This is a genomic window from Paenibacillus sp. JT22N1, from assembly GCF_059692155.1.
Genome location: NZ_JCAUAW010000002.1, coordinates 17,744 through 38,554 on the forward strand (window position 1 = coordinate 17,744; position 20,811 = coordinate 38,554).

At 44.9% G+C, this 20,811-nt stretch carries 22 protein-coding genes; 4 read left to right on the forward strand and 18 right to left on the reverse strand.

Annotated features, from left to right (window positions below; genetic code table 11):
* Positions 1–114: 114 nt before the first annotated feature.
* From AC58UU_RS03920 to AC58UU_RS03955, 8 genes are all read right to left on the reverse strand, one after another.
* Entirely contained in the window at positions 115–2,154 is a 2,040-nt protein-coding gene (locus AC58UU_RS03920; RefSeq protein WP_497313206.1) for an ABC transporter ATP-binding protein, read from the reverse strand.
* 17 nt (positions 2,155–2,171) lie between these two features.
* Positions 2,172–3,065 carry an ABC transporter permease gene (locus AC58UU_RS03925; RefSeq protein WP_497313208.1) on the reverse strand — a complete coding sequence of 298 codons (894 nt, stop codon included), beginning with the start codon at positions 3,063–3,065 and terminating at the stop codon, positions 2,172–2,174.
* A 36-nt stretch (positions 3,066–3,101) separates the two neighbouring features.
* A complete protein-coding gene (locus tag AC58UU_RS03930) occupies positions 3,102–4,028 on the reverse strand; it encodes an ABC transporter permease (RefSeq protein WP_497313210.1) in 927 nt (308 codons plus the stop codon).
* Positions 4,029–4,049: 21 nt separating this feature from the next.
* Positions 4,050–5,705, reverse strand: a complete 1,656-nt coding sequence (locus AC58UU_RS03935) for an ABC transporter substrate-binding protein (RefSeq protein WP_497313972.1) — start codon at positions 5,703–5,705, stop codon at positions 4,050–4,052.
* Positions 5,706–5,734: 29 nt separating this feature from the next.
* A complete protein-coding gene (locus tag AC58UU_RS03940; protein ID WP_497313212.1) occupies positions 5,735–7,063 on the reverse strand; it encodes an LLM class flavin-dependent oxidoreductase in 1,329 nt (442 codons plus the stop codon).
* A gap of 59 nt (positions 7,064–7,122) precedes the next feature.
* On the reverse strand, positions 7,123–8,457 hold the full coding sequence (locus AC58UU_RS03945) for an LLM class flavin-dependent oxidoreductase (RefSeq protein ID WP_497313214.1): 1,335 nt from the start codon (positions 8,455–8,457) through the stop codon (positions 7,123–7,125).
* Between the two features lie 183 nt (positions 8,458–8,640).
* A complete protein-coding gene (locus AC58UU_RS03950) occupies positions 8,641–9,534 on the reverse strand; it encodes a LysR family transcriptional regulator (protein ID WP_497313216.1) in 894 nt (297 codons plus the stop codon).
* A 32-nt stretch (positions 9,535–9,566) separates the two neighbouring features.
* Positions 9,567–9,860 carry an HPr family phosphocarrier protein gene (locus AC58UU_RS03955; RefSeq protein ID WP_497313218.1) on the reverse strand — a complete coding sequence of 98 codons (294 nt, stop codon included), beginning with the start codon at positions 9,858–9,860 and terminating at the stop codon, positions 9,567–9,569.
* A gap of 406 nt (positions 9,861–10,266) precedes the next feature.
* Here AC58UU_RS03955 and AC58UU_RS03960 point away from each other — a divergent pair, with 406 nt between their 5' ends.
* A complete protein-coding gene (locus AC58UU_RS03960) occupies positions 10,267–10,461 on the forward strand; it encodes a hypothetical protein (RefSeq protein WP_497313219.1) in 195 nt (64 codons plus the stop codon).
* 549 nt (positions 10,462–11,010) lie between these two features.
* Here AC58UU_RS03960 and AC58UU_RS03965 read toward each other — a convergent pair.
* The 4 genes from AC58UU_RS03965 to fucU form a co-directional block, all read right to left on the reverse strand.
* Complete coding sequence (locus AC58UU_RS03965) at positions 11,011–11,643, reverse strand: class II aldolase/adducin family protein (RefSeq protein ID WP_497313221.1); 633 nt, start codon at positions 11,641–11,643, stop codon at positions 11,011–11,013.
* Positions 11,640–11,951 (reverse strand): hypothetical protein, encoded by a 312-nt coding sequence (locus AC58UU_RS03970; RefSeq protein WP_497313223.1) that lies wholly within the window; start codon positions 11,949–11,951, stop codon positions 11,640–11,642. The genes AC58UU_RS03965 and AC58UU_RS03970 overlap by 4 nt, the downstream gene beginning before the upstream one ends.
* A 29-nt stretch (positions 11,952–11,980) precedes the next feature.
* Positions 11,981–13,771, reverse strand: a complete 1,791-nt coding sequence (locus AC58UU_RS03975) for an L-fucose isomerase (protein ID WP_497313225.1) — start codon at positions 13,769–13,771, stop codon at positions 11,981–11,983.
* An 87-nt stretch (positions 13,772–13,858) separates the two neighbouring features.
* Complete coding sequence (gene fucU, locus AC58UU_RS03980; RefSeq protein WP_497313227.1) at positions 13,859–14,284, reverse strand: L-fucose mutarotase; 426 nt, start codon at positions 14,282–14,284, stop codon at positions 13,859–13,861.
* 123 nt (positions 14,285–14,407) lie between these two features.
* Here fucU and AC58UU_RS03985 point away from each other — a divergent pair, with 123 nt between their 5' ends.
* Together AC58UU_RS03985 and AC58UU_RS03990 are read left to right on the forward strand one after the other, a co-directional pair.
* The gene (locus AC58UU_RS03985) at positions 14,408–15,415 is read left to right on the forward strand and encodes a LacI family DNA-binding transcriptional regulator (protein ID WP_497313229.1); all 1,008 of its coding nucleotides are present in this window, start codon (positions 14,408–14,410) and stop codon (positions 15,413–15,415) included.
* Positions 15,416–15,438: 23 nt separating this feature from the next.
* On the forward strand, positions 15,439–15,750 hold the full coding sequence (locus AC58UU_RS03990; RefSeq protein WP_497313230.1) for a hypothetical protein: 312 nt from the start codon (positions 15,439–15,441) through the stop codon (positions 15,748–15,750).
* A gap of 87 nt (positions 15,751–15,837) precedes the next feature.
* Here the strand turns inward: AC58UU_RS03990 and AC58UU_RS03995 are convergent, their stop codons facing one another.
* The 6 genes from AC58UU_RS03995 to AC58UU_RS04020 all read right to left on the reverse strand — a co-directional run bounded on the left by AC58UU_RS03995 (position 15,838) and on the right by AC58UU_RS04020 (position 20,342).
* Entirely contained in the window at positions 15,838–16,347 is a 510-nt protein-coding gene (locus tag AC58UU_RS03995) for a hypothetical protein (RefSeq protein WP_497313232.1), read from the reverse strand.
* A gap of 47 nt (positions 16,348–16,394) precedes the next feature.
* Positions 16,395–17,237 carry an SDR family oxidoreductase gene (locus AC58UU_RS04000; RefSeq protein ID WP_497313234.1) on the reverse strand — a complete coding sequence of 281 codons (843 nt, stop codon included), beginning with the start codon at positions 17,235–17,237 and terminating at the stop codon, positions 16,395–16,397.
* A gap of 330 nt (positions 17,238–17,567) precedes the next feature.
* Entirely contained in the window at positions 17,568–17,825 is a 258-nt protein-coding gene (locus AC58UU_RS04005; protein WP_497313236.1) for a hypothetical protein, read from the reverse strand.
* A 94-nt stretch (positions 17,826–17,919) separates the two neighbouring features.
* Positions 17,920–18,132, reverse strand: a complete 213-nt coding sequence (gene tatA / locus AC58UU_RS04010) for a twin-arginine translocase TatA/TatE family subunit (RefSeq protein WP_029193639.1) — start codon at positions 18,130–18,132, stop codon at positions 17,920–17,922.
* Positions 18,133–18,153: 21 nt separating this feature from the next.
* Positions 18,154–18,714: a RidA family protein gene (locus tag AC58UU_RS04015; RefSeq protein ID WP_497313237.1), complete on the reverse strand. Its 561-nt coding sequence runs from the start codon at positions 18,712–18,714 to the stop codon at positions 18,154–18,156.
* Positions 18,715–18,734: 20 nt separating this feature from the next.
* Positions 18,735–20,342, reverse strand: coding sequence for a flavin monoamine oxidase family protein (locus AC58UU_RS04020; RefSeq protein WP_497313239.1), 1,608 nt, complete (start codon positions 20,340–20,342; stop codon positions 18,735–18,737).
* 224 nt (positions 20,343–20,566) lie between these two features.
* On the opposite strand from AC58UU_RS04020, the gene AC58UU_RS04025 reads away from it, so the two are divergent.
* Positions 20,567–20,794 (forward strand): MerR family transcriptional regulator, encoded by a 228-nt coding sequence (locus tag AC58UU_RS04025; protein WP_497313240.1) that lies wholly within the window; start codon positions 20,567–20,569, stop codon positions 20,792–20,794.
* Positions 20,795–20,811: the final 17 nt, after the last annotated feature.

Consider the following 20,811-nt stretch of genomic DNA (forward strand, 5'->3'; position numbering starts at 1 on the left):
TAGATTTATCCATATATGACTATTCCTACGTTTTAACTATGTTTTAATCCGAAAAGAAAACGGGTATTATCCCGCTGAAGTAAAGACTTGCCTAAACGAATATTCTCTATATTTTTACAAGGGGTAGTGACAGGCCGTCCAATGACCTTCCCGCAATTGGAGCAGCTCCGGCTGCTCCTCTCTACACCTTGCCGTTGCTGCGGGACACCTGGTGTGGAATCGGCAGCCGGATGGCGGATTCGCAGGGGATGGAATTTCTCCTTCAATCGCAAACCACTCTCTTTTCCTAGATGGATCAGGTGAAGGTATGGAGGATAGCAGTCCCTTCGTGTAGTGATGAGATGGATGAAGGAACAGCTCTTCACTTGGCGCAATTTCAACAAGCTTTCCTAAATACATCACACCGATACGATCCGATAAATGGCGTACAATATTTAAGCCATGAGCGATAAATAGGTACGTTAACCCCAATTTTTTCTGCAAATCCTGCATTAAATTAACAATTTGCGCCTGTACGGATACGTCCAAGGCAGATACCGCTTCATCGGCAAGTATGAATTGGGGATGGAGGGCGATGGCTCGAGCGATACCAATTCTTTGCCTCTGACCTCCCGAAAACTCATGAGGAAATCGATCATACATGGAGCGATTCAAACCAACTAACTCCAATAGTTCTTCCACCTTAGCGCGTTTCTCAGCCTTGCTGAAAGATTCATGTACATCGAAGGGCTCGCCGATGATATCGCCAACTTTCCAACGCGGGTTCACCGAACCGTATGGATCTTGGAAAATGACCTGCATATCACGACGTGCTCCCTGCAGTCCTTTGGCCGAAAGCTCGGATAAATTCTTCCCTTCGAATAGAACCTTTCCTTCCGTCGCTCTCTCCAGCTGCAGCAGCACCCGGCCCAGGGTTGATTTACCGCTGCCAGATTCGCCGACTAAACCGAAGGTCTCACCCTTCTTAATCGAGAAAGAAACGTCGTCAACAGCGCGAATATAGGCCTTTGAACGGTTAAACGTCCCTTTTCCTATCGGGTAAAATTTACTTAGCCCCTTTACCTCGAAAAGCTTCTCCTTAGCTGTGTCCTGTTCTCCTAACTCAGGAATGGTCCGTCCATTCTTTCCAGGTCTTTCAGCCGTATCTGTGGGCGCTGCATGCTGCTGCCAGTCTTCCAGTTTGACTAAATCCTCCGAATACCAACAAGCGGCTAGACGTCCATTCACGGATTGAAGAGGCGGGCTATCCTTCTTACAAAGATCCGTCGCAAAAGGACACCGAGGATGAAACCGACATCCTGTAGGGAGATCCGATAAATGAGGTATCGTTCCTTCAATGGAGAAAAGTCGGTTTGAACGATCACTATCCATCGTCGTAATCGAGCGAAGCAATCCTCGTGTATATGGATGATGGGGTTTGGTAAATAGCTGCTGTACCGTTGCCTGTTCCACGATCTGCCCTGCATACATCACGATGATGCGATCAGCCATCTCAGCGGCAATCCCCATATCATGTGTAATCAAGAGAATCGACATGTTAAATTCTTCTTTAAGCTCTTGCAGCAGGTGAAGAATTTGCGCTTGAATCGTCACATCAAGCGCCGTTGTGGGTTCATCCGCAATAAGCAGCTGTGGATTACAAGAAAGAGCCATGGCAATCATTGCCCGCTGCAGCATTCCCCCTGACAGCTCGCCCGGGTATTGGTTCATCCGGATTTCAGGCTCAGGAATGCCGACACGCTTCAATAAATGGACAGCCCGCTCCCAGGCTTGTTCTCGATTGCCCTGTTTATGCTGAATGATAACCTCCGTGATTTGACTGCCAATTGTAAACACCGGATCAAAAGCAGCCATTGGCTCTTGAAACACCATCGCCATCTTCTTCCCACGTAATGCCCGAAGCTCTTTCTGTGACAAAGTGGTTAAATCATCACCATCCAGCACGATTTGACCGCCGGAAATCACACCATTCTCATAATCAATTAAGCGCATGACCGATTTGGAAGTCACCGATTTGCCACTGCCGGATTCGCCCACGAGACAGACAGTTTCGCCTGCACCAATGTTCAGAGTAACGTCTTGAATTGCCGTGAACGACCCTTTATTCGTTGTAAATTGAACACTTAAATTCTCAATCTCAAGCAGTTGTTTCAATTTGCGCCGCCCCCTTGCTATGCCCTTTTCTGCTTTGGATCCATGGAGTCGCGCAGTCTATCTCCAATTAAATTAACCGATAATACAAATAAGGTGATCGCTAGTCCTGGAAACGTACATATCCACCATGCCACCGTCAGATAGCCTCTTCCTTGTGATAAGAGTGTCCCCCAATCTGGAATCTCTTTGAGCACCCCTAGACCAAGGAAGCTTAGTCCTGCTCCAACCAATATCGATGATCCCAGACCAATCGTAGACATAACCAAGAGTGGTGACCAAGCATTCGTCAAGACATGGCGGAAAAATATTCGCACATTAGAAGCACCTATCGATCGCGAAGCTGTAATGAATGAGCGATTCTTGATGCTCAGAATCTGACCGCGCATTACCCTTGCATATTGTGGAATGGACGCTGCTGCAACTGCAAAGATAAGATTGAATAAATGAGGACCAAGAGCCGCAGCAATGGCTAAAGCTAATAGGATGCCAGGAATGGTCATGAGAACATCGATGATCCGCATGAAGATCGTATCGATAACACCACCGATATATCCAGCAACCGCACCAATGAATCCGCCTATTAAACCTCCTGCGAGTACAGAAGCAAAACCAATGAATAAGGAGTCACGACTCCCATACACGACAACACTAAAGACATCTCGGCCAAAATAGTCCGTACCAAACAAATGAGCTTTACTTGGCGCGCTCAGAATTTGATCGGTAAGCATCGCCGTGGGCGCATAAGGAGCAATCCATTGCGGAAAAAGTGCGCATCCTATCATAAACAAAGTCACAATAGCCGCTAAATAAACGAGTATTTCCGTGGCGCTAATTTTACTAGATGCCTTCGGAAGTTGTAGCTGCCATTTACGCCTCTGCCAAATAGCCCTTGTGGAAACCACTTCTTTCATACCCAATCTCCTCTCCAATATGGTTTCATTGGCACATTATTGTGTTCGACGCACCCGTGGATCGATGAATACATAAGAAATATCCACAAGCAAATTTACAATGACGTAGATGATGGCTGAGAAAAAGACAACGCCCTGAACAACCGGCAAATCTTTGGACATGATGGCATCCGCAAGAATTCTCCCAATCCCCTGTCTAGAAAATACGGTTTCGATCACAACGGTACCCGCCATCAGGTCTCCAATGTGAATACCGATAATGGTAACAGCAGGAATTAACGCATTGCGAAGCGCATGTCGATACATCACTAATCGTTCCGATAGCCCTTTCGCACGCAACGTCACAATGAAATGCTCATTGATGACTTCCAACATTGAGTTCCGAACCATGCGAACGATGAAGCCGGCGCCAACAAAGCCGAGTGCGAGCGAAGGAAGGACAAGAGTAATCAACCCTTGCGACCCCATCGCGGGGAACCAGCCTAAGGATACGGAGAAGATGAGAATCAACAGGATCCCCGACCAGAAGGTTGGCATGGATATACCGAACAGCCCTACGATGCGGGCTAGAACGTCAATCCATCGGTTGCGGTGTATAGCGGAAAGTACGCCTAGCCCTACACCAATAATCGTGGAAATGAGTGTACTAGCTAAAGTTAGTGCCATTGTAGCTGGGAGATGTTTAATAATTTTGGGCAGCACAGGTTCACTATTCAGTAAAGACTTACCGAAATCTCCGTGAATCATAGCTAGGAAGTAGCGACCAAATTGGACATAGAAGGGCTCATTCAATCCCAGTTGAAGCCTTAAGTTGGCAATGGCCTCCGGTGTCATGGATGATGGATCGACCATCGAGAGTACGGGATCTCCCGGAAGTACATACAGAATACAGAAAACAAGGATTAAGGAACCAAGAATGACCAGCAAGGAAACCACAAGCCGCTCCGTTATTATCCTGCTCATATCGATTAGCTCCCTATGTCATTATTTTTGGATAAACGTGTCATTGAAGAGCGGATAACCTAATGAATCAAATTTCAGTCCTTTAACGGTTTTCGATGCGGCTACTGTATATGGGAATACATAAATAGGAATGATGACCGCATTATCGATAATCGATTTTTGAACTTGTTTATAAAGTTCTACACGTTTTTTATCATCTGGTTCGATTGCGCCTTGCTCCAGCCACTTATCTACTTGCGGATCGGCCAGACCTGGAAGACTTGGACGGGCTTTCGGATCACTCGTATGGTAGAAGGCATAAAGCGCATTAGGATCCGAGTTTACCTGGCTGTTCCCATAGATATCATATTCGCCTTTGGTATATACAACATTGGCTACATCTTTTGTAATCTCAACTTCGACAACGATACCGACTTGTTTCAGCTGTTGTTGAATAATAACCGCAATATCATTGCGTTTCTCACGGTTCGGCGAGCCATCTACATAATGTAAAGTCAGCTTTTTGCCATCTTTCACACGTATGCCGTCCGCGCCTTTCACCCAACCTAGTTCTTCCAGTAATTTATTCGCTTTAGCGACATCAGGTTTGATTCCGTTTTCCAGCGATGCATCATAACCAACAACGCCAGGTGAAAGCGGTGACCAAGCGCGTGGATAAGTCCCTAAATATAACGTTTTGACAATCGCATCTACGTCAATAGCCGCTTGCAGCGCTTGCCTTGCTTTCACATCGCTCCAAGGTGCTTTCCGCTGATTAATAAACAAGGTATAAGGTAAACCTGTTGTATTTACTTGGTGAACTTGAATGCTCGTATCTGATTTCAAGGAAACGACGTTTTGTGGAGGAACGGTTTCGCCTGCTAGTACTTGTTTGCTTTGAACACTGCCAATACGAGTAGCCTCTTCTGGTACAATACGAAATGTGATTTGATCCAGATAGGATTTCCCTTTATTCTCTACAATCTCGGGAGCTGAGTTGTAATCAGGACTGCGCTTGACTTGAATGGATGCATTCTCTTCCCATTTCACAAAGGAAAAGGGGCCGGATCCTACCGGATTTTTACCAAACTGATCCCCATACTTTTTAGCTGCTGTTGGTGATACAATCCCAAGTAAGGCTTGACTTAGGTTGCCCAGGAAAGCTCTGGATGGTGTTTCCAGATTTATTTTTATCGTGAATTCATCAATGACTTCTGAGGATTTATAAGGCTTAATGAGGGCTACGGAGTTAGCCGCTTTCGTTGTTGGGTCGAGAATACGATCATAGCTATATTTGACAGCTTCCGCATTAAATGGGGTACCGTCTTGGAATTTCACATCTTTACGCAATTTGAAAATGTAGCTCAGCCCATCGGGCGCGACGGTCCACTCCGTGGCTAGCCAAGGTTTAATCGAGCCATCGGGCAGTTGAACGACTAAACTATCGTAAATGGTACGAAGTACCCTAACGGCAACGGCAAGACCGCTGCGATGCGGATCTAATGAATCTGGCGAAGTCGCGAGCGCATAGGTTAGCTCTCCTCCTATAACGGCCGTCTGCTTATCCTCTTGCTTGGCATTTGGTGATTGTGCTGCATCCCCGCTGCTGCTTTTTGCTGAACCGCATCCCGTCAAAGCTAATACGAATGCTAATGATAATGTACTTAACCTGACCCATTCTTTTGATCTACGCAAGATAAACACTCCCCCATATATGTTTCAACGAATTAGTTGGCAACCTGTTCTTTCGTGTAGCGATTCGCAGGAATAGGAATTCCCAAATTTCCGCGCAGCGTGTCCGCTTCATACTCTGTGCGAAAAATACCGCGCTCTTGCAAAATCGGAACAACGAGATCAACAAAATCATCCAATGCTCTAGGCACCGTCGTACGAATGACAAACCCATCAGCCGCATCTTCTTTGAACCATTGTTCTACCAAATCAGCAACCGCCTCTGCTGTTCCTATAAAATTACCTCTAGGCGTGGCCGCTCGAATAGCTGCTTGACGAAGCGTCAGATTGAGCTCTTTGGCTTCCTTTTTTATTTTATCCGTCGTGCCTCGGAAGCTATTTGCTCCGAAATCACCTAAATCGGGGAATGGTTCATCGAGTGGATATTGAGAAAAATCATGATGCTCGAAATAGCGGCCTAAGTAGTCCAGCGCGCTTTGGATGGTTACCAAATTAGCGACTTCTTGATACTTAAGCTCAGCTTCTTCCTGTGTACGCCCAATAATCGGATTGATTCCAGGGAAAATTAGCACTTCCTCCGGATTACGGCCATAAGTTGCTGCTCTTTGTTTAATATCTTGATAAAATAGCTTCGCTTCCTCGATATGTTCATGCCCTGTATATATGGCTTCGGCCGTTCTGGCAGCCAAATCTCTGCCGGATTCTGAAGCTCCGGCTTGGAAAACAACCGGATGCCCCTGTCTGGAACGACCAATATTAAGAGGTCCTTGAACCGAGAAAAATTCACCTTTATGACTCAGTGTGTGTAGTTTGCTCGGATCAAAGAAAAGGCCTGACTCCTTATCTCTTACGAAAGCATCTTCTTCCCATGAATCCCATAATCCTTTCACAACCTGGACATACTCTTCAGCAATCCTGTAGCGCAGCTCATGGGGAGGATGTTCGCCCTTGCCGAAATTTTTGGCTGAGCCTTCAAGTGGAGACGTCACAACATTCCAACCTGCGCGACCTCCGCTAATATGATCCAGTGAGGAAAATTGACGAGCGACGGTGAACGGCTCACTGTACGAAGTCGATAGTGTGGCGACGAGTCCGATCTGTGAAGTCACAGCCGCCAATGCGGAAAGAATGGTAATCGGTTCGAAGCGATTCAGGAAGTGAGGATTTGATTTCTCATTGATGTACAAGCCATCCGCGATGAATACAAGATCGAACTTCCCAGACTCAGCTTTCAATGCTTGCTGCTTGTAGTAATCAAGACTGACACTCGCGTCCGTCGAAACATCCGGATGTCTCCATACAGACATGCTGTTGCCGACACCGCTGATATTAACGCCAAGCTTCAATTTTCTTTGTTTTGCCATTCTATTCGCCCCTTCCGATAACTGATAATACATATAAATTAAGTCGGAATTATAGCATATTAGTGCGTTACTTTTTCTTTCGCATAGCGATTTATTGGAAAAGGAAGTCCTAGATTGCCTCGCAGTGTATCAGCTTCATACTCCGTACGATATATCCCACGTTCTTGTAAAATTGGTATGACCAAATCCACAAAATCGTTCAAACCATTCGGAACACCAGAACCCACGATGAATCCGTCTGCGGCCCCACTCTCGAACCATTCCTGAATGCGATCTGCGATCTGAGTTGGTGTACCAATGAAGAGTGGACGCGGTGTGGCCGATTGCAGAGCGACCTGACGAAGCGTCAAACCTTGCTCCTTCGCATTCTGTTTAATGCGATCCGTCGAGCTTTGGAAGCTGTTTTTGCCCAAATCACCTAACTCTGGGAATTGGGCATCTAAGTCGTACTGCGTAAAATCATGATGCTCGAAAAAACGGCCCAAATATGCGAGTGCTTCCTGAATGGTCACTAAATTCGCTACTTCCTGATACTTGCGTTCTGCCTCTTCTTCCGTTACACCGATAATTGGACCAATACCCGGCATGACGACAATCTCATCGGGATTTCTGCCAAAACCTGCTGCTCGACTTTTCACATCGTTATAAAAGCGCTCAGCATCTTCCACGGTTGGATGTCCGGTAAAGATCGCATCTGCTTCTTTGGCGGCCAAATTTTTCCCATCTTCCGATGAACCTGCTTGAAAGATAACGGGTCTGCCTTGCTTAGATCTCCCAATATTAAGCGGTCCTTGTACAGAGAAAAATTCACCCTTGTGGTCTAATCTGTGCAGCTTCTCAGGATCAAAGAAAACACCGGTTTGTTTATCCCTTACAAAAGCATCATCTTCCCATGAATCCCATAATCCTTTGGCAACCTGCAAATATTCAGAAGCAATTCGATAACGTTTGGGATGATCTGGATGATCCTCCAGCTTCTTATTGTAGTTAAGAGCGGAGCCCTCTAGCGGGGATGTGACCACATTCCACCCTGCTCTGCCATCGCTGATATGATCGAGTGAGGAGAACTGCCTCGACACTGTGAATGGTTCACTGTAGGACGTAGATAGCGTACCAACTAGACCAATTTTGGATGTCACTGCTGCCAAGGCCGATAAAATCGTTATTGGTTCGAAGCGGTTCAAGAAATGGGGAATCGATTTATCATTGATGAACAACCCATCTGCGATAAACAACAAATCGAATTTACCAGCTTCTGCTTTCTGTGCCTGCTGTTTGTAATATTTGAAATTCACACTCGCATCTACGATCGCATCCGGATGTTTCCAAGATGACATATTACCGCCGACTCCATGAATGATAGCTCCGAGTTTCAATTGCTTTTGTTTGGGCATGTTTTTTCCTCCTAAAAGTTTGGCTTTCGTAAATTAATCCTTACAGCACATGAATTCCCCTTAATAATACATAAACTATAATTCCAATTGGTTTTGTCGGTATTAAATTCCTTCTTACTGTATCACCGGCTCATTAGTCGGTCAATTTGATATTAAGATGATCTATTATTAGATAGAATTGTTCTATAAAGAACTTGTTTTCAATTTCATCTCTTTCAAAGCTTCTAGGCATTCATGCGCGAAATCGTTAGCCGCTTCCTTTAGTGAAATGAGATTAGTCCGAAGTGACAATCCTCCCAACTCGGGGATATGAATAGGGACAAGTAAGCCAGCATTTACTTCATGACGTACGCATAGATCAGGTAAAAATGAAACGCCCATCCCTCTCGAGACAAGCTTCTTAGCCGTTTCCAAATTATCGATCTGGTATTCAATTTGTGGTGGATGGTCAAGTGTAGCGAATAAGCGATGTATCTTTATCCAATCAAGGGAGCCACATTCAAAAAACACAAGTGATTCCCTGCTTACATCTTCAATCGTAATTTGCTCTTTACTGACAAAAGGATGATGCTGATTTACGAACAGACGAATCGGATCTTCATAAAACCCCGTACAATCAACATGAGGATGCGTCACATTTCGTACAAAACCGATGTCTATTTCTTTATTCAACAGCTTTTCCAGAATCGTTTCGGTGGGAGCTGTCGTTAATTTAATTTGCAGGTTACGGTACTTCTTTTTGATGATAGGAAGAATGTCAGGAATGACATAATTGGAGACAGAAACCGTGCACCCTATTCTTAGTTCATTAGGAGTCGTGTTTAAATTCTGCAGCTGTTGTTTTCCTTTTTTGTAAGTTTGGAGAATTTGCTGAGCATACGGTAGGAACTGCTTCCCTTTCTCCGTCAGCGTAAAATTCCTCCCTTCTCGATCGAACAGCAATGTATTCAGTTCTCGTTCTAACGATTGAATTCGTGCCGTCACCGATGGCTGAGATAAGAACAAAGCATCCGCTGCCTTGTTGAAACTATTGAAATGAATGACATAGACGAATGCTTCAATATTTTCAATATTCATACCGATTAACTTCCTCTCTAGCTTGCAAGCGACTAGGAACTTTGTGAATAGACCTTTTGGATTCCGTGCTCCGCGATTTGTAAATACACAGACACTTTTTCGAATGCTTCCTGAGCATCAACGCCATCTAATTGCAAGACAATAAACGACTGATTGCCCAGCGATAGGCTAAGGGAAACAATGCCCAGTAAACCCTTCGCATTCAACATCTTCCCGCTAACCCCCACATAAATATTGCACGAATACCGATTTGCGATGGTCACAAAATCTAACACACGATCGATCGTCCAAGGTTGGTTCATCACAAAAGTCCATTCAATTTTCATACCTATTTCCTCCTAGATAATGTCATAAGAAATCTTTCATAGTTAGCATTTGGTGATTATGAATGAAAAAAGGAGACACATTCATCCCTTAAGGACGAAGCATCTCCAGTTGTCTGGTTGATTCATATAATTCCGATAAATTTACTTGTATTTAGATTATAGTGAATCGAACAAGATTCTGTCAACGTTTAAAATTTAAATACCTTCCAAAAGCAAAAGGCATTTCCTGCAAAAAAAGAAAGTCGCGTTGAGTCAATCCAACCGTAAAGACAACAGAAAAGAAGCAATTAACCATATTTAAATACAAAAAGTCAGGAATAGACAATTTCTATCAATTTACACCTCTACCAAAATTGCTCGTTTAATGATAGTTTAAGATATACATCCAAGCGAGGGAGAGATCAGAATGAGAACTATTTATGAGAATTACCGAGGCTTTAAAATTAGTAAGCAAGAAAGTACTTATAATGCGATTTCTTCAGATCATATTATTATTAGCCGCTGGCAGCTAAGCCAAGTTCTAGATACCGTCGATAATTATGTGGAAATCACGGATAATAACTCGAGTGCGGATGCGGAATCTGGTATGCCACAAAATTAATCGTAACTAATGTTTTACGATATTTAATGGAGTGGCCCATAAAGGAACGTGGATGCGCTATTTACTGAAGTAAAACGGATTGTCGTCCGTTCACCAAAATACTGGCCATTTTCTCTTAAAGCGGATTGTCGTCCCCGACGTAGGTTAAGTGCACTGTTTCCTTCATCTATGGACCTAGTTGTTGTAATTTGTACAACATTACACTAACGAATTCGCGTTTTCCCCGTTAGTGTTGTAGAAAATACAACATTTCCTCCCCAAATCAGCTTTATATCAAAAAATAAGTTGAAATTGTTGCACTATATACAACATCAACAGCTTACAGAGAAGAAACGAAACGAAATTGTTGTACGTTGTACAACATTACATACTTATCATGAATGAAAAGACGAAGATCAATATCAAACTTGATACTTAACTTAAACGCCCGCCAATGGCGGGCGTTTTAAGCTTTAACAACTATAACATCTTCGTGGACTCGCCTACCCATATACAACAAAAAACCGTCCCCATCGATTGCGATGAGAACGGGTATACCTGATAAGTCCATTATTTCATTTGCTGCAATAAATTCACGCGGTAAGCTTCGCTTTCCAAGCCTTGAATTTCTTTGTACTCTTCCTCAGTCAGCCTTCTCGGTTGACCAACGGACTTCGCGATGAGGTAAATCTTCGCGCTCTCTTCCATAACTTCCGTGCGGTAGTAGGCTTCACGCAAATTTTTACCCGTTGTGACGAGTCCATGATTGTTTAGCAAAATCGAGCTATAACGGTCAGCCTTCTCTGCCACTAGGTTGGCTAATTTATCCGTTGTTGGAACGACATAGGGAACGAAGGCTACGTCGCCAACAAGCGCGGCTTGGTCTGGAAACAGCATCGGAAGCTCATCATCAACGAGTGTTAATGCGATGCAGTAAGCCGGATGCGTATGCACAATCGCCTTCATGATGGGATTCACGCGATAGCAAAATAAATGCATGAGCACCTCGGAAGAAGGACGGTAGGTCGAATCCATAATGTTCCCCGTTGGGATATCGACCGGCACCCACTGCTCAGGCTCAATATCTTCTAGTGCGAAACCGCTTGGAGAAAGGTACATGGTATCTTCAAATCTTGCGCTTATATTCCCTCCGGGACCTACGACAAGGCCTTTGGCTACACTTTTACGGGCATACTTCGTCAATTCTTATACGGATTGCCAACCAGCTTGCCTTTTCCGTCAACAAAACCGTAGTCCACACCCCACGTATCTACCGCAATGGAAACTGGACTGCCTGGGGCATGCTGCTTGTAGGCATGAATTCCTGCTTTCAACTCATGAAAAAGTCGCAAAAAGTCCCAGTACAAACTACCGCCAAGCTCAACAGGACCATTCGAGAAGCGATGGATGTCCTCTACCGAAAGTGTAGAACCACTCCAACGCCCCAAAATAGTTCTGCCGCTGCTAGCTCCGAAATCTACGGCTAGCATATTCAAATGGTTAGTCCCCACCAGAGTCACCTCAATTCGTGCAATTGCTACTACTTATATAAGGGCCCGAAGCTGCTGCAAGCTCTGAAATCAGCGCCTTCTGGATCCGATGTTCCAAAATTACTCCAAACGCGCGGACGGAAAATGTGCTCCTTCGCTACGTTGTGCATAGAAACAGGAATTCTCAGAATAGCAGCAAGTGTGATCAAGTCAGCACCGATATGACCATAGCTGATTGATCCATGATTGGAGCCCCAGTTATCCATAACCGAATAAACATCGGTAAATGAGCCTTCGCCTGTCAAAATAGGAGCAAACCAAGTCGTTGGCCACGTTGAATCTGTGCGATCATCCAGCTGTTGGTGCACATTTTCAGGTAGATCAACCGAATAGCCTTCTGCTAATTGAAGCACGGGACCTAAGCCCCTTACTAAGTTGATGCGAGACATCGTAACCGGCATACCGCCTTTTGTAAGGAAATCAGTGGAATAGCCACCCCCACGGAAATATTCAACAGATGCAGGACGCCAAGAAGTTGCCTCTAGACACTTAGTCACTTCTTCATCCGTGATTTCCCAGTAAGGCTTCATAACAGGTTTGCCGTTGCGGCTTTGTTCGCCTGTGCCATCCAGCGCTGCTGGTCCGGAGTTAATCAAGTGAAGAATTCCGTCTTTGCCTGCACCGCTTAAAGTGTGTCCTGTTACGCGTTTCACAGCATCTGGGCTCCAGTATGTTCTTACATCGGCGAAAATTTGCGCTGTATTTGTCAACAGATTACCGAATAACATGGCAATACCATTCAGACTATCGTTCTCTGTGGCAACAAGATAAGGTGCGCGTTTGCCATTCCAGTCAAAGGAAGTATTTAGAATAGCTTCCATGAAATCTCCGTTCGGGAAGTGATCCGTCCAATGACGCTGTCCTTGGAAACCAGAGAGAATCGCATTGTGACCAAGCGCTTCTTCCCCGAACTCAATATCAGCCAGACGCGGGTTGCCTACCATTAAGTCCCTAACAATCAAGGACATTTTCACAACGGTTTCCCAATCTTGATCTTTCTTTGCACGGCTCGTTTGTATCTCAGGAGGATTCTTATCTGGGCCTTCTGTGCAGTTCTCTTTTACCCAGTTCAGTGCCAGTTGGTACTCTTCAGGATCGAAAATCTCTTCATCAATACGACGCACCAATTCGGACATATCGACATATTCGTTGCGCATGCCTAGGTAATTCTGGAACAGCTCCTCATTCACGATTGATCCAGCAATCCCCATGGATACAGAGCCGATTGAGAGGTACGATTTCCCTTTCATGTATGCGGTTGCAAGCCCTGCCTTAGCAAAACGAATCAGCTTCTCATGAACGTCTTGCGGAATGTCTGTTGTACCTGCATCTTGTACATCTTTGCCGTAAATACCGAAGGCCGGAATTCCTTTCTGTGCATGACCCGATAAAACGGCGGCCAAGTATACCGCACCCGGACGCTCCGTACCGTTAAAGCCCCAAATGGCTTTCGGTGTGGATAGGTCCATATCCATCGTTTCCGTTCCATAACACCAACAAGGAGTAACGGTGATGGATACGCCTACACCGGATTTCGTGAATTTATCTGCTGCTGCAGCAGCCTCTGCTACGCCTCCGATGCAGGTGTCAGCAATTACACACTCAACAGGTTCACCGTTTGGATATTTCAGAGTTTCACTTAGTAAAGCTGCTACAGCTTTGGCCATGTTCATCGTTTGATCTTCAAGTGATTCACGAACACCTTTTCTTCTACCGTCAATCGTTGGTCGTATCCCAATCTTCGGGAATTCCTGGTTCCATCTGTAATCGCTGTTTGCCATTTTTATTTCATCCTCCTTGTTATGTATGTGATTAATATAAATTACGCCTTCAAATGGGTATGACTTTAGAGTTATCGATAATTCAAACTACTCACTAATGACACCTTTTTTCAAAATAATATTGGCGTATAAAGCTCTTTCACTCGTTGCCACGATCGCATAGGCTTTCTTCGCTCGCTCATAAAAAGCGAATCGCTCCACATGCTCAATTTGTGGCTGCATATGGGTACGAATGATATCTTCATACGTTGCCCAAATTGGTGTTTCCACCTTATCACCTGGAACTTTGGCCATTAGCGCTACAGGTTGTTCACTGTAAGTATCAAGTGGGAATAGCGATAAAACCGCTTCCAATAATTCCGGTACACCATGGCCATCGCTGCGCAGCAAACGATTCGTATGACTGGCAGCAGGGAAATTGCCATCTGCTAGAATAATTTCATCCCCATGTCCCATTTCCATCAGCACCTTCAAAAGCTCCGGCGACAGGATGGAAGGAATACCTTTAAGCATATTCAAGACCTCCTCAAAAAATGAGTGTTATCGATAACTCAAAATTATCAATTTTAAGCCTTGCTGTCAATCCTTAATTTCTATACAATAGACGAATAGGATGAGATGAAAAGGTGACTCAACGTGATTACAATTTATGATATCGCTGAAAAAGCCGGTGTTTCGGCAATGACCGTTTCACGGGTGATCAATAATACAGGTCGTATCAGCGAAGCAACGCGCAAACGAGTAAGAAAAGTAATGGAAGATCTCCACTATATTCCGAACTCGATGGCACGCAGTCTGGTACTTCAGAAGACGAAAATTCTTTCCCTGCTCATTACGGATATTACGAATCCGTTCTATACTACGCTTGCACGTGGTGCAGAGGATGCGGCTAAACGAGCTGGGTATCGGCTGCTTTTTGCAAATAGTGATGAAGATTATGCAAAAGAGAAAGACTACGTTGATATGATTCTTTCAACCCGAGTGGATGGCGTTCTATTCGCCCCGACGGGAGATCAATCTGCCCGGAATCTTGCGCAGCTCCAGAAGCATAATATCCCCTTCGTTGTTTTAGATCGTGAAATTCCGGGAATTGAGGCGGATGTGGTACTCGGGGACAGCAAGGAAGGCGCGAGGAAACTTGTTGAGCATTTAATTGGTCTTGGGCATCGCCGAATAGCTATGATTAACGGTTCACAGGATGTGTCTACAGCCCGCTTGCGTTATACGGGGTATTGCGAGGCGCATTTGCTTAGCGGATTATCCATAGATGACACGCTCGTCACACATCTGAACTATCGTGATTTCCACGATGAATCCGCGTTAGACGCACTGCTCAATCTGGAGGATCCACCGACAGCTATCTTTGCGGCTAACAACATGCTCGCCGTCGGCATCATTCAATCATTGAGACAACGCGGCTTGCAGGTGCCAGATGATTTATCGGTCGTCTGTTTTGACGATTTCGGCCCTGCAGGTGCGATTAACCCATTTCTAACCCTGGCTTCACAGCCTGCCTATCAATTCGGCTTATTGGGCATGCAGCTGTTGATCGAACGCATTGAAGGTGAAGCCGTTCATGAGAATCGGAAGATCATTCTACCTTCGGAGATGATTATCCGAGCTTCTACGCAGGCGTTGAAGTGATGGCTAAAATTTAGGAGATTATTATGAACCCAAACGTAGAGCAAGCCTTACAAACCACGCTAAAAAACTGGAATGCCATGTCGGCTTCACGTGGTGATGAGCAGGAAGCTGTCGCCGATCAATTCCAATCCTCTTTTTATTTATTTATCGATGCAGTCCGTGAATGGGTTTATGAGTTAGAACCGCGTCCTCAAACTATTGATGAGTTATTAGACATGGACATGATGGAGGAAATCCTCGATGTACTTCCGGCACCTCTTCATTTGAACTTCGAGACGGAAGTTGAGCTTATCATGGATAATGTGGTTAGAATCGACGATGATAAATATGATTAAGACTATCACGCCCAAGTAGCAAAAAAAGCCCAATGTCGAATTGGGCTTTTTTCATTATTTATGAGCTTCTTTAAGTAGCATCCGCACTTAAACCGTTTTATCCACAAACGTAATCTGGTTCTGCTCAGCAAATTTTTTCAATCTAGCAGCCATGGCAGCTACATCGAATCGGTTCAGAGATTTGTTGTACACCCAACGAGGTGACTTCCCATTCAGGTCAATGACCACCTGACCAGGTGAGTACACGATTTCTTTAATTTTATCGGCATTAAGTATAAGCTCTCTGGCAAAACCTCTCTTCGAGATGCTCGTCTTACTAACCTTTAAATACGGACGGCGAATAAAATAAACGAACACTCCAACCGCCATGTAACTGAGTGTCGTATACCAGTACATCTTGTCCCCGTCTGTTTTGGTCAAAGTAACCAATAATAAGATGGAAATTAGAACAAAAAATAAAGCTAACATAATGCTTCTACCCTTGAATACTTCCGATCGATCCGGATCCGAAGAAATCGGAGCAATCCCATGTTTGGAGCGATTCTTGTTTACGGTTTTCGTATTTTTACTTACCATTCTTTCCCACTTACGAGACATTCATTTCACTCCTTGGTTTATTCGTACTTATACAAGTACATCCTTCTTCATTTCAATAATCGATTCAAAACGCCTTCATACCATCTCCATGGCAAAAGACTTCTCGTCCACAACCCCGCCCACACACCACGTCCCATTGGATAACGGAGCTTTGGCCGCGGGTTGTCTACAATTCGCGCAATTTGGTCTGCTACTTCCTGCGGATCGGGTGCTGTCGCTGAGGTTTTCCTTGAGTAGTTAAGCATTTTACTAAGCTGTTTCCAATAAGGAGACGCTTCCGTAGTATGGATCGCCTCGAAGCCTTTACGCCAAATCTCTGTCTTATAGGCACCTGGCTCTACAAGTACGACGCGCACCCCCAGGGGCATCATCTCTAAACGAAGCGATTCACTGAAGCCCTCAATGGCAAACTTCGAAGTGCTATATGGGGCATAGCCAGGAAATGCGGATAACCCACTCACACTGCTTACATTAACAATACAACCAGATTGCTGTGCGCGCATGTGCGGCAGGACAGCCCTCGTTGTCGCAATGACACCGAATACATTCGTTTCCAGCTGGGATCTCCACGCTTCCATCGGTACATCTTCCACATACCCCCCGACAGCAAAGCCAGCATTGTTAAGGAGAACATCGATTCTGCCATACTTGTCCATAATATCAGAAACGACTTGCTCAATCGAGTCATGAATCGTTACGTCTAGAGCCATGGTTTCGATGGCATTTGTTACGCCAGCTTGTTCGGCATGCGCGAGCAAGGCTCCGCTTTTACCAAGGTCGCGCATAGTTGCGATAACGTGATACCCCTTTTGGGCCAGAGCTATTGACGTTAATAAGCCAAATCCACTAGATGCGCCAGTCACCAATGCTGTCGGCTTTGTGAAACTCATCCAGGCTGCCCCCTATTATCCAACTCACATTCCTTCATAATCCCATACAAAAGGCATAATGTCGATATGCAAAAGAGGACAATTGATTCGAGCGGGAGCTAACCTCCTAGTGAATGCCCATTTATGGCTGTTTTTATCCAATCACATGTAAAAAACCTGAGGCTTCGCCTCAGATCGATCTTGCCGATTAGTCTTCATCCTAGAAGGTTGGATAAATCGTTGGTTTCATTCCAACCATCCGAAAACCTCGCCAGGCGGAACTTCGATGCTCCATCTTACTAATTATTGCTACTTTGCTAAGCGCGCGCGGAACGTAGATGCTCTATCTTACTACAATTTGGCTAATTTGCTAGAGTAGCGGAACGACGATGCGTTATTTTCGCTTTGAGAGACATATTTGAGCCCAAAATGGCAAATTAACGCCTCTACGTTCCCCTCAACGCTCAAAAAGTCAGCTTTATCGAGAAATAACGCATCGTAGTTCCTCTTCCTTCTTTCTAAGCCGACAGACGTTGTCTTGTTGAGAGGCTTTCGCCCCTCCCGCCACCAGGTTTTCTCAAGCAATGTTATAATTTGTACAACCTTCACCTCACCTCCCCCCAACCAAAAACGCAAAAAAACCTGTATCCAGATGCTCTCCTCCAAAGAGAACAATCACAGATACAGGCTGTCTGAGCTTCGTTTATACTTTTGCCTTCTCGAGCAGCTTATCAGCTGGCTCTACATGCTCGGGAACCTCTTTGCCCTCGGAGACGAGTTCCCGCGCAGAGTTTTTGAACTCGTGCAGCGTGCGTCCCACCGCGCGACCAAGCTCCGGAAGCTTGGATGGACCAAACAAGACTAACACAACAACTAAGATTAACATGAGACCAGGAAAGCCAATATTTTGCAGCATAGAATCATCAACTCCGTTTCTTTAGTTTTGATTATGATGCTTCGGATATACCGCTACAGCTTCGATCTCTATAAGCCAATCAGAGCTAACGAGTCCTGCCACACCAACCGTGGAGCGAGCTGGTTTAACCGGATTCGCTTCATTTCCAAAAAATTGCGCGTAGGCATCAAACCAGCCTTGATAGTCGAATTTGCCTTCTTTGGCCGCATCAGCTGTAAGATAGACGCGGAGATAAGCGACGTCAGCCAGGGTTAAGCCCTTGTCCTTCAATTGCTTCTCAATTTCCTTCAAAATTCCGATGCCTTGCGTTTTGGTATCGCCATAGCGCTCATAAACCGTCTTACCCTCTTTATTAAGAACAGGCGGCACTGTTCCGCTTGTGAATAAGTAGGAAGAGCCTGCAGGTACGGACACTCCGGCAGAGATCGAGGACGCTGGATTTCCATAGAATTCAACTTCATTAATTGGCTCTGATGGGTATTTACTAGATTTTTCTGTTCCGGCTGCATAGGCGCTGACACATATGAGGCATGAACCTAATGTGACGGCTGCAATGGTTTTCACTTTCTTCGTTATCATCATCGTTCATCGCTCCTCATCATCTACTCTTTCATTACACGCTCATGAATTTCGGTAACCACTTTCCTCGCAGATTCAATCGCCCCTGCTTGCCATGCGGTAATATAGCTGATATGTTCGCCAGCCAAATAAATGCGACCATCGGGCTTACATAGGGTAGGGTAATACGTTTTGCGATCGTCCGCCGTGTAAGAAGCCCATCCACCAAGATTATATTTAATCTTCTTCCAATCGATGGAGAACGAGGCCTCAAACTCCTTATGGTACTGGGGATGAATCTTCGCTCCTTGGCTTAATGCGTGATCCTCCCTTTGGGCAGGTGTCATTTTACCAATCTTGTCAGCGTTACCCCCGAAGGCATAATAGCCTAAGAGGAGTCCCTTTTTGGCAAAATAATCAGTCGGCGGGTAATAAATACTGGAAATGTCCATGTTCGTCAGCGAGCTTCCGCCATAAATGTACTCATCTTCCTCCCAGAACCGACGTTTGAATTGGAGGCCAATTTTACCGGCAGATGCATAGCTAATTTTAGAAATTGCGGTAGACATTTCGGCAGAGAAATCAGCCTTGATATCCTTAAGGACAGGTAATGGAATCGTACATATGCAGTAGTCTCCGGCAGCTTCCTTGCTGGCGCCACTGTTCAAATCCTTATACAGGATACGAACACCATCGGAGGATTGCTTAATTTCCTGTACCTCTGCGTGAAATTCGATTCGGTCCCCCACTCGCTTCTCAAACGCTTTAGCAATCTGGTCCATCCCGCCTACCGGATGAAACATCATCATTTGTTGATCATAGCTGTATTCATTGCTAAAAAATTGCCCAAAACCGGAATTTATGATCGCTTTTAAACTAAATGGATCTCTGCGTACGCCCGCGTCGAATTTACCGCCTGGTTCCTCGTTATACCCTGCTCTCTCCGAACCTTTATAGAACAGATCTGCGTTCAAATCCCCTTCGGCCTTCAGATAAGTAACAAGCTTAGCTTTTTCTTCTGTTGTTAAAGGGAGATCCAATGCCTTCTGATTTACCGCTTTAGCTAGCATTTCAGCAACATAGCCCCTAACATCAGCTTTTGCTTGGCGCTTCGGAATTTTCACACCCGACAACTCGCCCACATTTTCGTTATAATAGTAGCCGCTCTCGTTCACATTGTTAAAAGGTTCGATCGCGACACCAAATTTACGGGCATAATCCAACGTCACATGAAACTGGGGAATCCGCATCGGTCCCGCGTTGAAATACATCCCATTATCAAAGCGCGCAACCTGCTTGCTGCCTCCCAATTCCGTAACAGTTGTACCTCTTCGAACTGTCCAAGCTCTTCCGCCTGAACGAGCTCTCGCTTCTAAAATTGTGCACTGATATCCCGCCATTCCCAGCTCGTAGGCCGCCGTCATACCAGCTATCCCTGCCCCTAGAATAATCACCTTTTTCCCGTTACGGTTCGTTGAAGTGAGATCCCTACCTGAAGGTGGCGTATAATCTGCCGCTTTCATCGTTTCTGGGGATAAAAGCCCCAGAGTCCCCATAACACTAAAGAGTGCGGCTGACCCTCCTATTTTGCCGACTGTAGTCAAAAATTGTCTACGTGTAATTTGATCTTCTTTGATCGGTGTCTTCTCCATGCTCCCATCTCCTCGTTCAAGTTTGGATAAACCGCACCTTAAACGTACCAGTAGGATATGTATTCGTCACTATTATGTGTAAGGTTACATTACATAAATATTACTTATACCGGGATAAAAATAGGTTATTTGATCAGATATGGGCATGATGATAGAGTTATCCTATAAACAATGTCATTTTAACGTTAATTTATCTAACATTATTAGGAGGTTGGATGATGTCGATGACGAAGAAGAAAGTGATTCAAATTGGTGTAGTAAGCGAATTAACTGGGTTATCGGAAAGGCAGATTCGTTATTACGAAGATCGCAAGCTTATTTTTCCAGAAAGAAGTAAAGGAGGCGTTCGTAAATATTCATTTGAGGATATTCAGACCATCATGGAGATTCACACAAAGCTGATGGACGGCTTCCACACCGTTGAACTTAAGCGTATACTAGCGGGATCTTAGGATAATTACAACCATAC